Origin of the sequence: Mycobacterium colombiense (assembly GCF_003284935.1) — a bacterium.
GTDB lineage: Bacteria > Actinomycetota > Actinomycetes > Mycobacteriales > Mycobacteriaceae > Mycobacterium > Mycobacterium arosiense_A.
This window is the reverse complement of sequence record NZ_QMEV01000037.1, coordinates 35,764-50,507: the sequence shown is the minus strand read 5'-3', so window position 1 is coordinate 50,507 and position 14,744 is coordinate 35,764. Positions and strand designations below refer to the sequence as shown.

The window sequence follows — 14,744 nt, the reverse complement described above, 5'->3', positions numbered from 1 at the left end:
ACCAGGTCGAGCGCGGCCACCCTTTCGCCCGCCAGGTCCACGCGGGCGTAGAGCAGCTCCCCCGGGGATATACCGGCACGGCGCGCGGCCGATGCGAGCGCGGCGTGGCCGAGGTCCCACGCTTCGAACTCCGCCTCGACCGGCCAGGCGTGCGATTGCTTCCCGCCGAGAAAGATCAACGTCGTCCGACCCGTCGCGCCAGGTGCCGTCGGGACTCCGTCGTCCGCGAGATCGCGCAGATAGCGCTCATCGAAATTCCACGCGATCGCGGCGGGCGGGTTGAGCAGGTGGCGCACTTGGCGCGTCCAGGCCAGGAATTCGTCGCGGCGGCCCCGCTCGTGCGGCGCGGCCCGCAGGATCACCAGATCGGCCTGGGCGGCGTCCGGGTCGTCCCAGGACAGCCAGCGCGCGTGCAGCCCGCGCCGGCGCAGCGCGGCCACCAGGCCGGCGTCGTCGGCCGACCCCGCCAGCACGATGCGGGGATGGAAGACGTCCGGGCGAGCGAGTTTCATGCCCGGGCATGATAAGCGGATGCACGCTATCGAAGTCAGCGAGACCGGCGGCCCCGAGGTGCTGCGCTACGTCGAGGCGCCCCAGCCGGCTCCCGGGCCCGGCGAGGTACTGATCAAGGCCGAGGCCATCGGCGTCAACTACATCGACACCTATTTCCGCTCCGGGCAGTACCCGCGCGAGTTGCCGTTCGTCCTCGGTTCGGAGCTGGCCGGCACCGTCGAAGCCCTCGGCGACGGCGTGGACGGGTTCGGCGTCGGCGACCGGGTTGTCAGCGCCGCGGCGTCCGGCGGTTATGCCGAATATGCCACGGCCCCAGCGCAATTGACCGCCGAGGTGCCCGACGGTGTGAGCGCCGACGTGGCGGCCTCGGCGCTGCTGAAGGGCCTGACCGCCCACTACCTGCTCAAGTCGGTGTATCCGGTGCAGGCGGGTGACACGGTGCTGGTGCACGCCGGTGCCGGGGGCGTCGGCCTGATCCTGACGCAGTGGGCCAACCTGCTCGGGGCGCGGGTGATCACCACGGTCTCGACGCCGGAGAAGGAGCGGATGTCCCGGCGGGCGGGCGCCGACGAGGTGCTCCCCTACCCCGAGGACGCCGCGGCGTTCGGCGAGCGGATCCGCTCGCTGACCGACGGCGCCGGGGTGGCCGCGGTGTACGACGGCGTGGGCGCGAGCACCTTCGACGCGAGCCTGGCCAGCCTGGCCGTCCGGGGGACGCTGGCGCTGTTCGGCGCGGCCAGCGGGCCCGTTCCGCCGTTCGACCCGCAGCGCCTCAACGCCGCCGGTTCGGTGTTCTTGACCCGGCCGTCGCTGGCGCACTTCGTCCGCACCGGCCAGGAATTCAGTTGGCGGGCAGAGGAATTATTGACCGCGATCGCCGGCGGCGACATCACCGTCGAGGTCGGCGGCCGCTATCCGCTGGCCGACGCGGCGCGCGCCCACCAGGATCTGCAGGGCCGCAAGACGGCCGGCTCGATCGTGCTGCTGCCCTAGCTATTTCGAGCCGCTACGCGTGGGGACAGAAGATGCCCAGAAGCTGCTGGCAATTGTCTCTATTGATGAGGCCCGGCGGCGGTGGTGGTGGCGGTGCCGGCGGGTCGTCGCCGTCCCAGATGTTTTGGGCGACATTGCCCTGTCCGAACCAGACGTAGTAGTAGGTGTGGCAGACGTTGTTGTCCCAGACGACGGGGTTGGTGACATGGTTGCCGGTCGGCGGCAACGGTTGCCCGGGGCACCAGCGGCACGGCCCCTGGGGGTGGTCGTTGGGACAGCCGGGCCACGCGTCCAGCGGCATCGGCCCGGGTCGGGCTTCGGCGATACCCGTGGTGATCCCCATGTCGCAGAAGGACAGGCCGGCCGAAAGCAGCGTTGCGGCGGCCAACGTCCTGACGATGCGGTTAGTTGCCATGCCTGAAGTGTGATCCGGTGGACCGGCTACCGATCCCAGATAAGAAATCAGTTCTTGAGTTCGCCGGGCGACGTGAGTCGACGACCGGCTCAGAACAGGTGCGGCAGCCCGATGGCGGAGTCGATGGCCAACGCGCAGAACACCACCGCCAGATAGTTATTCGACTGCAGGAACAACCGCAGCGGCTTGACCGGCTCGCCGGCGCGGACCCCCGCGTAGAGCTGGTGGGCCATCGCCAGGAACCACACCCCGGCCGCCAGGGCGACCGCGGCGTACAGCCAGCCGGTCGCCAGCGCCAGCGCCAGCGTGGCCAGGACCGTCAGCCAGGTGTAGATCAGGATCTGCTTGGTCACCTGACGCTCGGTCGCCACGGCCGGCAGCATCGGCACGCCCGCCGCCTTGTAGTCGTCCTTGTAGCGCATCGCCAGCGCCCAGGTGTGCGGCGGCGTCCAGAAGAAGATGATCGCGAACATCACCAGCGCGGGCCAGCCGATGGTGCCCGTGACCGCCGACCAGCCGATCATCACCGGCATGCAGCCGGCCGCGCCGCCCCACACCACGTTCTGCGAGGTGCGGCGCTTGAGCAGCAGGGTGTAGACGAACACGTAGAACGCGATCGTCGCCAGGGCCAGCAGCCCGGACAACAGGTTGCTCGTCCACCACAGCCAGAAGAACGACGCCACCGTCAGCACCAGGCCGAACACCAGGGCATTGCGGGTGGGCACCGCCGCGCGGGCCAGCGGCCGGCGGGCCGTGCGCTTCATCACCTTGTCGATGTCGGCGTCGGCCACGCAGTTCAGCGTGTTGGCGCCGCCGGCGGCCAGCATCCCGCCGATCAGCGTGTTGACGATCAGCAGCGGGTTCACCGTGCCCCGCTGGGCCAGCAGCATGGCCGGGATCGCGGTCACGAGCAGCAGTTCGATGACCCGCGGCTTGGTCAGCGCGAGATAAGCCAGCACCGTGCCTTGTATCCGGCTTGGCAATCGGCTCGGCGCGACGCGCCCGCGAACGCTCACGCAATAACTCCTTGGGGTCGCAGCGGCGCGCAGCATCTACTACACACGATGGTAGACCGCGCTGTGGGGATGGCCCGCCCACGGGTCCGTTCCCGCAGCCTTTTCCCAGATTCGGCGAACTGAATGTTAGCGGGTTTCGACGGGCGCGTAATTTTCACATCTGCCGGCCGTGGGTACCCGAAATCCTGCGCTGCAAGAGCCGGCCCTCCCGCACTAGGGTGGGATTGATCAGCTCGATGACCCAAGGACTGAGTCTGTGACGACACTCGAAGAGATCTCCACGCTGACCCAACCGCACCTTCCCGACGACTGGTCCGAGCTCGACTCGGCCGCCGTCGACACCATTCGGGTGCTGGCCGCCGACGCGGTGCAGAAGGTCGGCAACGGCCATCCCGGGACGGCGATGAGCCTGGCGCCGCTGGCTTACACCCTGTTTCAGCGGACGATGCGCCACGATCCCAGCGACACCTACTGGCTGGGCCGCGACCGGTTCGTCCTGTCCTGCGGGCACAGCAGCCTGACGCTGTACCTGCAGCTGTACCTGGGCGGTTTCGGGCTGGAGCTGTCCGACATCGAGTCGCTGCGCACCTGGGGGTCCAAGACCCCCGGGCACCCGGAGTTCCGGCACACCAAGGGCGTTGAGATCACCACCGGCCCGCTGGGCCAGGGCCTGGCCTCCGCGGTGGGCATGGCGATGGCCGCGCGCTACGAGCGCGGGCTGTTCGATCCGGACGCCGCCCCGGGCACCAGCCCGTTCGACCACTTCATCTACGTGATCGCCTCCGACGGCGACATCGAGGAGGGCGTCACCTCCGAGGCCTCGTCGCTGGCGGCCGTCCAGCAGCTGGGCAACCTGATCGTCTTCTACGACCACAACGAGATCTCCATCGAGGACGACACCAACATCGCGCTGTGCGAGGACACCGCCGCGCGGTACCGCGCCTACGGCTGGCACGTGCAGGAGATCGAGGGCGGCGAGAACGTCGTCGCGATCGAGGAGGCCATCGCCAACGCCAAGGCCGCCACCGACCGGCCGTCGTTCATCTCGCTGCGCACCATCATCGGCTATCCCGCGCCCAAGCTGATGAACACCGGCAAGGCGCACGGCGCGGCCCTGGGCGACGAGGAAGTCGCCGCCGTCAAGAAGGTCCTCGGCTTCGACCCGGACAAGACGTTCGAGGTGCGCGACGACGTGATCGCCCACACCCGCAAGCTGGTGGACCGCGGCAAGGAGGCCCACGAGAAGTGGCAGGCCGACTTCGACGCCTGGGCGCAAGCGCAGCCCGAACGCAAGGCGCTGCTGGACCGGTTGACCGCCGAAGAGCTGCCCGACGGCTGGGACGCCGACCTGCCGCACTGGGAGCCCGGCTCCGACGCGGTGGCGACCCGCAAGGCCTCCAACGAGGTGCTCAACGCGATCGGGCCAAAACTACCGGAGCTGTGGGGCGGTTCGGCCGACCTGGCGGGCAGCAACAACACCACCATCAAGGGCGCTGATTCCTTTGGGCCGCCGTCGATTTCGACCAAGGACTACACGGCGCACTGGTATGGCCGCACCCTGCACTTCGGTGTGCGCGAGCACGCGATGGGCGCCATCCTGTCCGGCATCGTGCTGCACGGCCCGACCCGGGCGTACGGTGGCACGTTCCTGCAGTTCTCCGACTACATGCGCCCGGCCGTCCGGTTGGCCTCGTTGATGGACATCGACACCATCTACGTGTGGACCCACGACTCGATCGGTCTGGGCGAGGACGGCCCGACCCACCAGCCGATCGAGCACCTCGCGGCGTTGCGGGCCATTCCGAACCTCTCGGTGGTGCGCCCGGCCGATGCCAACGAGACCGCCTATGCCTGGCGCACCGTCCTGGCCCGCGGCAACGGCAGCGGCCCGGTCGGCCTGTGTCTGACCCGCCAGGGTGTGCCGGTGCTGGAGGGCACCAGCGCCGACGGCGTCGCCCGGGGCGGCTACATCCTGGGCTCGGACGGCGAGGAGGCCGGCCAGGATCCCGACGTGGTGCTGATCGCCACCGGCTCGGAGGTCCAGCTCGCGGTGGACGCACAGAAGCTGTTGGCGGACAAGGAGATTGTGGCGCGGGTGGTTTCCATGCCGTGCGTCGAATGGTTCGAGTCGCAGCCCGAGGACTACCGCGACAGCGTGCTGCCGCCGACCGTGTCGGCCCGGGTGGCCGTCGAGGCCGGCGTCGCGCAGTCCTGGCACAAGCTCGTCGGCGACACCGGCAGGATCGTCTCGATCGAGCACTACGGCGAATCCGCCGATTACAAAACGCTGTTCCGGGAATTCGGTTTCACGGCAGAAGCCGTCGCGGCCGCCGCGGAACAAGTAGTTGATAACTGAGAAAGGGCGTTTGGAGATGACTCAGAACCCCAACCTCGCGGCGCTGTCCGCCGCGGGAGTTTCCGTCTGGCTAGATGACCTGTCGCGCCAGCGGCTGCAGTCGGGCAACCTGCAGGAGCTGATCGACACGAAAAGCGTTGTCGGCGTGACCACCAACCCGTCGATCTTCCAGAAGGCGCTGGCCGAGGGCGACGCCTACGAGGGGCAGATCGCCGAGCTGGCCGAGCGCGGCGCCGATGTGGACGCCACCATCCGCACCGTCACCACGGACGACGTCCGCAAGGCGTGCGACGTGCTCAAGCGCGAGTGGGAGGCCTCCGACGGCGTCGACGGACGGGTGTCCATCGAGGTCGACCCGCGGCTGGCCGCCGAGACCGACAAGACGATCGCGCAGGCCGTCGAGCTGTGGAAGATCGTCGACCGGCCCAACCTGTTCATCAAGATCCCGGCGACCAAGGCCGGCATCCCGGCGATCACTGCCGTTCTTGCGGAAGGCATTTCGGTCAACGTCACGTTGATCTTCTCCGTCGAGCGGCACCGTCAGGTGATGGACGCCTACCTGGCCGGCCTGGAGAAGGCACGCGAGGCCGGGCATGACATCTCCAAGATCCACTCCGTCGCATCGTTTTTCGTGTCCCGGGTGGACACCGAGGTGGACAAGCGGCTGGAGAAGATCGGGTCGGACGACGCCAAGGCGCTGCTGGGCAAGGCCGGCGTGGCCAACGCGCGGCTGGCCTACGCGGCCTACCAGGAGGTCTTCGAGGGCGGCGACCGCTACCAGTCGCTCAAGGCCGACGGCGCCCGGGTGCAGCGTCCGCTGTGGGCGTCCACCGGTGTCAAGAACCCCGACTACTCCGACACCCTCTACGTCACCGAGCTGGTGGCGCCCAACACGGTGAACACCATGCCGGAGAAGACGATTGACGCCGTCGCCGACCACGGTGAGATCAAGGGCGACACGGTCAGCGGCACCGCCGGGGACGCCCAGGCGGTGTTCGACAAGCTGGACCAGATCGGCATCGATTTGACCGACGTCTTCAAGGTGCTCGAGGACGAGGGTGTGGAGAAGTTTGTGGATTCGTGGACCGAGCTGCTGGAAGAAACGCAGAAGCAGCTGGGTTCCGCCTCCAAATGAGCCCAGCCCGCACCGCGCAACTATGGCATAACCCGTTACGGGACAAGCGCGACAAGCGGCTGCCGCGGATCGCGGGGCCGTGCGGGATGGTGATCTTCGGCGTCACCGGCGACCTGGCCCGCAAGAAGGTCATGCCGGCCATCTACGACCTGGCCAATCGGGGTCTGCTGCCGCCGAGCTTCTCGCTGGTGGGCTTCGCCCGCCGCGATTGGAGCACCCAGGATTTCGGCAAGGTGGTGCACGAGGCCGTCAAGGAACACTGCCGCACCCCGTTCCGGCAGGAGAACTGGGACCGGCTGGCCGAGGGATTCCGTTTCGTGCCGGGCGCTTTCGACGACGACGAGGCGTTCGGGCGGCTGGCCGAGACCCTGGACAAGCTGGACGCCGAACGCGGCACCGGCGGCAACCACGCCTTCTATCTGGCGATCCCGCCGAAATCGTTCCCGGTGGTGTGCGAGCAGCTGCACAAGTCGGGCCTGGCTCGCCCGCAGGGCGATCGGTGGAGCCGGGTGGTGATCGAGAAGCCGTTCGGGCACGACCTGGAAAGCGCGCAGGCGCTGAACAAGTCCGTCAACGCGGTGTTTCCGGAGGAGTCGGTGTTCCGGATCGACCACTACCTGGGCAAGGAGACGGTCCGCAACATCCTGGCGCTGCGGTTCGCCAACCAGCTGTTCGACCCCATCTGGAACGCGCACTACGTCGACCATGTGCAGATCACCATGGCCGAGGACATCGGGCTGGGCGGGCGGGCCGGCTACTACGACGGCATCGGCGCGGCGCGCGACGTGATCCAGAACCACCTGATGCAGCTGCTCGCGCTGACCGCGATGGAGGAGCCGGTCAGCTTCAGCCCGTCGGCGCTGCAGGCCGAGAAGATCAAGGTGCTCTCGGCCACCCAGCTCGCCGAGCCCCTCGACGAGACTACCAGCCGCGGCCAGTACGCCGCGGGCTGGCAGGGCGGCGAGAAGGTCGTCGGGCTGCTCGACGAAGAGGGGTTCGCCAAGGATTCGATCACCGAGACGTTCGCCGCCATCACGCTCGAGGTGGACACCCGCCGCTGGGCGGGCGTGCCGTTCTACCTGCGAACCGGAAAGCGCCTGGGCCGCAGGGTGACCGAGATCGCCCTGGTCTTCAAGCGGGCGCCGCACCTGCCGTTCGATGCGACCATGACCGACGAGCTGGGCGCCAACGCCATGGTGATCCGGGTGCAGCCCGACGAGGGCGTCACGCTGCGGTTCGGCTCCAAGGTGCCGGGCACCGCGATGGAGGTCCGCGACGTCAACATGGACTTCTCCTACGGCTCGGCGTTCGCCGAGGAATCCCCGGAGGCCTACGAACAGTTGATCCTCGATGTGCTGCTCGGGGAGCCGTCCCTGTTTCCGGTCAACGAAGAGGTCGAACTGGCTTGGGACATACTCGATCCCGTGCTCACCAATTGGGCAGCGGGCGGTAAGCCCGAACCGTACGAGTCGGGCACCTGGGGCCCGGACTCGGCGTTCGAGATGCTGCGGCGCACCGGCCGGGAATGGCGGCGGCCGTGATCATCGACATGGAAGACACCACCACCACGGCGGTCAACAAGAGGCTCGACGAGCTGCGCGAACGGGTCGGCGCCGTCGCGATGGGCCGGGTGCTGACGCTGATCGTCGCGCCCGACAGCGAGGAGATCTTCGAAGAGTCGCTGCAGGCGGCCAACGACGCCAGCCATGAGCATCCCAGCCGGATCATCGTGACGATGCGGGGCAATCCGTACGCGGACAAGCCGCGCCTGGATGCGCAGCTGCGCGCCGGCGGCGACACCGGCGCCAGCGAAGTCGTGGTGCTGCGGCTGTCCGGCGCGCTGTCCGGACACGCCGCCAGCGTGGTCACCCCCTTCCTGCTGCCCGACATCCCGGTGGTGGTCTGGTGGCCCGACGTGGCGCCGGCGGTGCCCGCGCACGATCCGTTGGGGCGGTTGGCGATTCGTCGCATCACCGACGCGACCAACGGGGTGGACCCGTTGGCGGCCATCAAGAGCCGGCTGCCCGGCTACACCGCGGGCGACACCGACCTCGCCTGGGCGCGCATCACCTACTGGCGCGCGCTGCTCGCCTCGGCCGTCGACCTGGCGCCGCACGAACCGATCGAGTCGGCGCTGGTGTCCGGCCTGGCGACCGAGCCCGCCCTGGACGTGCTGGCCGGGTGGCTGGCCAGCCGGATCGACGGCCCGGTGCGGCGGGCGGTCGGCGAACTCAAGATCGAACTGGAGCGCAAGAGCGAAACGATCGTCTTGAGCCGGCCGCAGCAGGGAAGGACGGCCACGTTGAGCCGGACTTCCCGGCCGGACGCCCTACTCCCCTTGGCGCGCAGGGAAACCGGCGAGTGCCTCGCCGAAGATCTGCGCCGGCTGGACGCCGACGAGGTTTACCAATCAGCGCTCGAAGGCATCGAGAAAGTGCAATACGTGTGAGCACCAACATCGAAATTTTCCCGGACAGCCAGACCATGGTCGAGGCCGCCGCCGCGCGGCTGACCGACACCATCGCGAACGCCGTGGCGGCCCGTGGCCGAGCGCTCATCGTGCTCACCGGCGGCGGCAACGGCATCGGGCTGCTGCAGTCGCTGGTGGGGCGCGAGATCGACTGGGCACGCGTGCATCTGTTCTGGGGCGACGAACGCTACGTCCCCGAGGACGACGACGAGCGCAACGACAAACAGGCGCGGGCCGCGCTGCTCTCCCACGTCGACATCCCGTCGAGCCAGGTGCACCCGATGCCGGCCAGCGACGGCGAATTCGGCAACGATCTGGCCGCGGCGGCACTGGCCTACGAGCAGTTGCTGGCCGCCAACGCCGAACCGGGCGAACCCGTTCCGAATTTCGACGTGCACCTGCTGGGCATGGGACCCGAGGGCCACATCAACTCGCTGTTCCCCGACACCCCGGCCGTGCTCGAAACCACCCGGATGGTGGTGTCGGTCGACGACTCCCCCAAGCCGCCGCCGCAACGGATCACGTTGACGCTGCCCGCCATTGCGCGTTCCCGCGAAGTCTGGCTGCTGGTGTCCGGCGGCGGCAAGGCCGACGCGGTGGCCGCCGCCATCGGCGGGGCCGCACCGGTTTCGGTGCCGGCCGCCGGGGCGGTGGGGCTGGACACCACGCTGTGGCTGCTCGACGAGGACGCCGCGGCCAAGCTGCCGTCGCGGGCCGGGGAGCAGAGCTAGCCGTCGGCGTTCGGGCTCGCGCCCGCGCCCCGCCGGGTCATAATGACGGTCATGGCAGACAGAACCGCGCGCGGGGGACAAGAGCGAAGCCGGATCAAGACGCTCACCCAGGCCGCCTTGAACGCCGACAAGACCGTGGAGCAGGTCGAAGACGTCCTCGACGGGTTGAGCCACACCATGAAGGAGCTCAGCAGCTCCCTGTCGGCCCTCAACGCCACGGTGGAGCGTCTGGAACAGGGCCTGGATCACCTGGATGGCACCATGGCCAGCCTGGACGATCTGGCCAAGCGGTTGATCGTGCTGGTCGAGCCGGTGGAGGCCATCGTCGCGCGGGTCGACGACATGGTGCGGGTGGGCGAGACCATGATGTCCCCGCTGGCGATCACCGAGCACGCGGTGCGCGGCCTGGTGGACAGGCTGCGCAACCGGACCGTGCAGTAGGCGCCCGGCGGGACGTTCGATGGCCACGTTGCTGCTGCACCATTCCGCGTTCGCGGACCACCGGACCGCTCCCGGTCATCCGGAGCGGCCGGACCGCTACCGCGCGGTGGCGGCGGCGCTGAGCCGGCCACAGTTCGAGGCGCTGATGCGCCAGGAGGCAGAGCCGGCCGACCTCGCGACGACTCGGTACGTGCACTCGAACCGGTACGTGGACGCGCTGGAAGCCGCGCGGCCCGACGACGGCTACGTCTACCTCGACGGCGGCGACACCATGATGGAACCCTCGACCTGGCAGACCGCGCTGCGCGGGGTGGGCGCCACGCTGCAGGCCGTGGACGCGGTGCTGGCCGGTGATGCGCAGAACGCGTTCGTCGCGTGCCGGCCGCCGGGCCACCACGCCGAGACCGAGCGCGCGATGGGCTTCTGCCTGTTCAACAACATCAGCATCGGCGCGCGGCACGCGCAGAACAAACACGGCCTGACGCGGGTCGCCATCGTCGATTTCGACGTCCACCACGGCAACGGCACCCAGCAGATCTTCTACTCCGACCCCAGTGTGCTCTACGCGTCCACGCATCAGATGCCGCTGTTCCCCGGCACCGGCGCGGTACGAGAAACCGGCGTCGGCAACATCTTCAACGCGCCGCTTGCACCCGGTGACGGCGGGACCGAGCTGCGCGCGGCCTTTCAGGATCGGATACTGCCTGCGCTGCAAGGCTTTTCGCCCGAGCTGATCATCGTGTCCGCCGGCTTCGATGCCCACGAGCGCGATCCACTGGGCTCGCTGACCATGACGGCCGACGACTTCGCCTGGGTCACCCGGGAATTGATGACGTCGGCCGAAAGGCTATGCGACGGGCGGCTGGTCGCGGTGCTCGAAGGCGGTTATGACCTGCAGGGCCTCACCGAATCGGTCACCGCGCACGTCGGGGAGCTGCTGAAGGGCTGAACCCGTAACGCTCAGCGCGGGAAGTACCGGCTGTCGTTGTCGACCGAATCGAAGATGTCCAGCGCGTGCTGGAACGGCCCCGACGTGATCCGCTGATCGGTCGCATACGAGTGGTCGAGCTGGGACACGACGCACAGCAGCAGGCCCAGGAGCACCGCGACCGTGCTGGACACGATGACGTGACCGACGGTGCTGCCCAGCCGCAGTAAGCCCGTAAACGCAACCAGCACAACGGCTCCGAAGATCAACCCCGCCCACATCAGGGGCGGGATGCGTGGCTTGGTGCCGACGATGCGCTCGTTGCGGTCGGAGGCCAACTCGCTCAGCTGGTTGAGGAATTGCTGATTGATCGGCTTCGCCGCGACGTTGGGCTGCTGGCGCCCGACCGTGCGATACATCCGGGTGATCGCGGCGCGCGCCCCGTCGTTGCGCTGCTTGTTCCACTCCGGGCCCGCCACCGCGCCGGCGTACTTGCGCAACAGCTCCTGGATCTCGGTCCGTTCCGGTTCGGGCATGGCGACGGTTTGGCGGTACATCGTCGTCAGCGCCGACGCCTCACCGGAGACGACGACCTGCGTGGACGAGAAGTGCTCCCAGGTGGCCACCACGGTGAAGCCCAGCAGCGCGCCGTAGATGAAGCCGACGACGGTGAGAAACGAGGCGATCGCCGGGTTGTGCTCTTTGCCGTAGCGCCGGCTCGGCAGGATGCGATTGCCCAGCCAGATGAAGCCCACCGCGGTCGCGATCGCCACGGCGGTGACCGAAACCAGAAAGAGCCACAGGGGTAGTCCGGATCCGCTCACTGGTCTCCTCGGTCGACGTCGCGTCCATCAGGGTATTCGCGCCGGGGCCGCCCGGGGAGGCGAATCGCGGGTTATCAGCCGCTGTTTCGCAGCGCGCTGGCCAGCCCGTTCATCGTCAGCAAAATGCCGCGCTGCACCAATTCGTCGTCGTCGCCGGAGCGGTAGCGGCGCAGCAACTCCACCTGCAGGTGGTTGAGTGGCTCGAGGTAGGGGAAGCGGTTGAACACCGACCGCGCCAGCGCGGGGTTGTCGGCGAGCAGGTTGTCCTGACCGGTGATGAGCTTGTGCATGGCGATGGTTCGCCGGTGCTCGTCGACGATCTTGTCGAACACCCGGTGCCGCAGTTCCTCGTCGTCGACCAATCCGGCGTAGCGCGCGGCCAGCCCGAGGTCGCTTTTGGCCAGCACCTGAGCCAGGTTGGACAGCACGCTGCGGAAAAACGGCCAGCGCTGGTACAAGTCGTGCAGGGTGTTCACCCGCTGGCTTTCGCCGTCCGGGCCCGCGGCGATCCACTGCTCGAATGCCGAGCCGGTGCCATACCAGCCGGGCAGCATGACCCGCGACTGGCTCCACGCCAGCACCCACGGGATGGCGCGCAGGTCCGAGATGGACTGGGTGGGCTTGCGTGAGGTGGGGCGGCTGCCGATGTTCAGCGAGCCGATCTCGCTGACGGGCGTGGAGGCCATGAAGTAATCGACGAAACCCGGTGTCTCGTGCACTAATTCGGAGTAGGCGCGCTGCGCCAGCACGGCCACTTCGTCGAGCACCGCGTACGCCGGTTCGGCGGCGTCGCCCAGGCCCTCCACATCCAGCAGCGTGGATTCCAGCGTGGCGGCCAGCAGGCTCTCCAAATTGCGTTGCGCCGCTTGCGGTTCGGCGTACTTGGCGGCGATCACCTCGCCCTGTTCGGTGAGCCGCAGCGAACCGTTCACCGCGCCCGGCGGCTGCGCCAGGATGGCTTCGTAGCTCGGACCGCCGCCGCGGCCGACGGTGCCGCCGCGACCGTGGAAGAGCCGCAACCGGATTCCGGTCTTGCGGGCCACCTCGACCAGGGCCAGCTCGGCCCGGTACACCGCCCAGCTGGACGCCAGGTAGCCGCCGTCCTTGTTGGAATCGGAATACCCGAGCATCACTTCCTGGCTGTCGTCGCGGGCGGCCACCAGGGCGCGGTAGATCGGGAGTTCGAGCATGGCGTGCAGGATGGTGGCGCCGTTGTGCAGATCGTCGATGGTCTCGAACAGCGGTGAGATGCCGACCGGGCAGTACGGCGCGTCGCCGGACGCGTCGATCAGGCCCGCCTCTTTGAGCAGGATCGCGGCCTCGAGGATGTCGGAGACCGAACGGCACATGGAGATCACGTAATTGGGCACCGCCGACGGTCCGTAGCGCTTGATGGCATGCGCTGCCGCCCGCACCACGCCCAGCTCCTTGCGGGCCAGCTCCGACAGCTCGGCGCGCTCACCGACCAGCGGCCGGCGGGTGGCGAGCTCACCGGCCAGGAGCTCGACCCGCTCGTCTTCGGCCAGCGAACCGTAATCCGGGTGCACCCCGGACCACGCGAGCAGCTCGGCGACCACCTCCTCGTGCACGTCGGAGTTTTGCCGCATGTCCAGGCCGCACAGGTGAAACCCGAAGACTCGCACGCCTTCTCGCAGTAGCGCGACGCGGTCGTCGGCCAGCAGCGCGCTGCCGTGCGAGCGCAGTGACGCATCGATGGTGTCGAGGTCGGCCTGCAGTTCGCCCGGGGCGGCATAAGGCGGCAGCCCCAGGTCCAGCTCGTGCTGGGGTCGGCGGTCCAAGATCTCGGCGCCGGTCGCGGTGAGGCGGGCGCGGATCACCCGGACCGCGCGACGGTACGGCTCGTCGGCGCGGGCCTTCTCCCCGCAGCCCTGGGCCAGCTCGGTCAGCTCCGGGGTGACCGTGACCAGGCGCGCCGACATGGACAGCTCCTGCTCCAAGGCGGTCAGTTCGGCCAGGTAGTGCGCCAGCGCGGTGAACGCGGCGTTGCCCGTGGCCTGGCGCACCACGTCGGCCGTCACGTTCGGATTGCCGTCGCGGTCCCCGCCGATCCACGAGCCGGGCTCCACGATCGGCTGCGCGAGCAGGGCGGCGTCGGGCCAGCGCGACCGCAGGGCGTCGCGCACCTCCGCGTTGACCTGCGGGATCACCTTGAAGAAGGCGGCGGCATAGTAGCGCAGCCCGACCTCGATCTCGTCGGTGATCTGCAGCCGGGACAACCGGATGAGCGCGGTCTGCCACAGCGTGAGGACCTGGCGGCGTAACTCGCGTTCGATGTTGGCGCCGTCGTCGGTTTCTTCGTGCCCCTCGGCGTGCAGCCGCATCAGTTCGGTGATCCGGTGCTGGGTGACGAACACGGTGCGGCGGCGGGTCTCGGTGGGATGCGCGGTGATCACCGGCGCCACCACGGCACCCTGGAGCGCGCCGGCGACGGTGGCCGAATCCAGTTGCGCCCGATCGAGTTTGGCGTAGGTCGCGGCCAGACTGCTGTCCTGCGGCGCCTCGCCGGCGGCGACGTGAATCGCCCGGCGACGCTCCCGGTGGATGTCCTCGGCGACGTTGGCCAGCAAGGCGAAGTGGCTGAACGCCCGGATGACCGGGATCGCCTGGTGGATGTCGATGCCGTCGAACATGCGCGCCAGCTCGGCGCGGTCGATCTCGGAGCGGCGCACCCGAAACGATTCGACCCGGGCCCGCTCGACGAGCTCGAACACCTCGTTTCCGTTCTGCTCGCGCACCGTGTCACCCAGAATGGCGCCCAGCAGCCTGATGTCGGCCCGCATCGGCTCGGTCGCCTCGCGCCCCACCAGGGTGCGCTGCACGGCACCGATCGGTTCCAGCGTGCCCTCGGATGCCTCAGCCATAGCACTCAGTATCGACGGCGATGCCGGGGCCCGCCCGTCG

The 14,744-nt window shown here is 68.8% G+C and carries 13 protein-coding genes; 8 read left to right on the top strand and 5 right to left on the bottom strand.

What is annotated here, in order from left to right; translation table 11 throughout:
• Positions 1-512, bottom strand: a 512-nt coding sequence (locus tag DQP57_RS16815; RefSeq protein ID WP_112633973.1) for a hypothetical protein, incomplete at its 3' end; no start/stop codon positions are given.
• A 19-nt stretch (positions 513-531) separates the two neighbouring features.
• Here DQP57_RS16815 and DQP57_RS16810 point away from each other — a divergent pair.
• Positions 532-1,506, top strand: a complete 975-nt coding sequence (locus DQP57_RS16810; RefSeq protein WP_112633972.1) for a quinone oxidoreductase family protein — start codon at positions 532-534, stop codon at positions 1,504-1,506.
• A 13-nt stretch (positions 1,507-1,519) separates the two neighbouring features.
• Here DQP57_RS16810 and DQP57_RS16805 read toward each other — a convergent pair whose 3' ends face one another.
• Positions 1,520-1,921, bottom strand: coding sequence for a hypothetical protein (locus DQP57_RS16805; protein WP_112633971.1), 402 nt, complete (start codon positions 1,919-1,921; stop codon positions 1,520-1,522).
• Positions 1,922-2,010: 89 nt separating this feature from the next.
• On the bottom strand, positions 2,011-2,937 hold the full coding sequence (locus DQP57_RS16800) for a heme o synthase (RefSeq protein WP_112633970.1): 927 nt from the start codon (positions 2,935-2,937) through the stop codon (positions 2,011-2,013).
• Between the two features lie 256 nt (positions 2,938-3,193).
• Between DQP57_RS16800 and tkt the strand changes: the two genes are divergently transcribed.
• The 7 genes from tkt to DQP57_RS16765 are packed head-to-tail and all read left to right on the top strand — an operon-like array spanning position 3,194 to position 11,019.
• Entirely contained in the window at positions 3,194-5,293 is a 2,100-nt protein-coding gene (tkt, locus tag DQP57_RS16795) for a transketolase (protein ID WP_112633969.1), read from the top strand.
• A 16-nt stretch (positions 5,294-5,309) separates the two neighbouring features.
• Positions 5,310-6,428 carry a transaldolase gene (gene tal, locus DQP57_RS16790; protein ID WP_112633968.1) on the top strand — a complete coding sequence of 373 codons (1,119 nt, stop codon included), beginning with the start codon at positions 5,310-5,312 and terminating at the stop codon, positions 6,426-6,428.
• Positions 6,425-7,969, top strand: a complete 1,545-nt coding sequence (zwf, locus tag DQP57_RS16785) for a glucose-6-phosphate dehydrogenase (RefSeq protein ID WP_112633967.1) — start codon at positions 6,425-6,427, stop codon at positions 7,967-7,969. Before tal ends, zwf begins: the two co-directional genes overlap by 4 nt.
• Entirely contained in the window at positions 7,966-8,877 is a 912-nt protein-coding gene (gene opcA, locus DQP57_RS16780; protein ID WP_112633977.1) for a glucose-6-phosphate dehydrogenase assembly protein OpcA, read from the top strand. The genes zwf and opcA overlap by 4 nt, the downstream gene beginning before the upstream one ends.
• Positions 8,874-9,629, top strand: a complete 756-nt coding sequence (gene pgl / locus DQP57_RS16775) for a 6-phosphogluconolactonase (RefSeq protein ID WP_112633966.1) — start codon at positions 8,874-8,876, stop codon at positions 9,627-9,629. Before opcA ends, pgl begins: the two co-directional genes overlap by 4 nt.
• Positions 9,630-9,671: 42 nt before the next feature.
• Complete coding sequence (locus DQP57_RS16770) at positions 9,672-10,070, top strand: ATPase (protein WP_112633965.1); 399 nt, start codon at positions 9,672-9,674, stop codon at positions 10,068-10,070.
• Between the two features lie 19 nt (positions 10,071-10,089).
• Positions 10,090-11,019, top strand: coding sequence for a histone deacetylase family protein (locus DQP57_RS16765; protein WP_112633964.1), 930 nt, complete (start codon positions 10,090-10,092; stop codon positions 11,017-11,019).
• 11 nt (positions 11,020-11,030) lie between these two features.
• Here the strand turns inward: DQP57_RS16765 and DQP57_RS16760 are convergent, their stop codons facing one another.
• Both DQP57_RS16760 and ppc read right to left on the bottom strand, forming a co-directional pair.
• Complete coding sequence (locus DQP57_RS16760) at positions 11,031-11,822, bottom strand: DUF4239 domain-containing protein (RefSeq protein ID WP_112633963.1); 792 nt, start codon at positions 11,820-11,822, stop codon at positions 11,031-11,033.
• A 74-nt stretch (positions 11,823-11,896) separates the two neighbouring features.
• Positions 11,897-14,704, bottom strand: a complete 2,808-nt coding sequence (gene ppc, locus DQP57_RS16755; protein WP_112633962.1) for a phosphoenolpyruvate carboxylase — start codon at positions 14,702-14,704, stop codon at positions 11,897-11,899.
• Positions 14,705-14,744: the final 40 nt, after the last annotated feature.

Excerpts from the sequence above, each read along its gene's own strand:
- DQP57_RS16810 (WP_112633972.1), top strand. The coding sequence starts at position 532 with ATGCACGCTATCGAAGTCAGCGAGACCGGCGGCCCCGAGGTGCTGCGC.
- DQP57_RS16805 (WP_112633971.1), bottom strand. The coding sequence starts at position 1,921 with ATGGCAACTAACCGCATCGTCAGGACGTTGGCCGCCGCAACGCTGCTT.
- tal (WP_112633968.1), top strand. The coding sequence starts at position 5,310 with ATGACTCAGAACCCCAACCTCGCGGCGCTGTCCGCCGCGGGAGTTTCC.
- zwf (WP_112633967.1), top strand. The coding sequence starts at position 6,425 with ATGAGCCCAGCCCGCACCGCGCAACTATGGCATAACCCGTTACGGGAC.
- DQP57_RS16770 (WP_112633965.1), top strand. The coding sequence starts at position 9,672 with ATGACGGTCATGGCAGACAGAACCGCGCGCGGGGGACAAGAGCGAAGC.
- DQP57_RS16765 (WP_112633964.1), top strand. The coding sequence starts at position 10,090 with ATGGCCACGTTGCTGCTGCACCATTCCGCGTTCGCGGACCACCGGACC.
- ppc (WP_112633962.1), bottom strand. The coding sequence starts at position 14,704 with ATGGCTGAGGCATCCGAGGGCACGCTGGAACCGATCGGTGCCGTGCAG.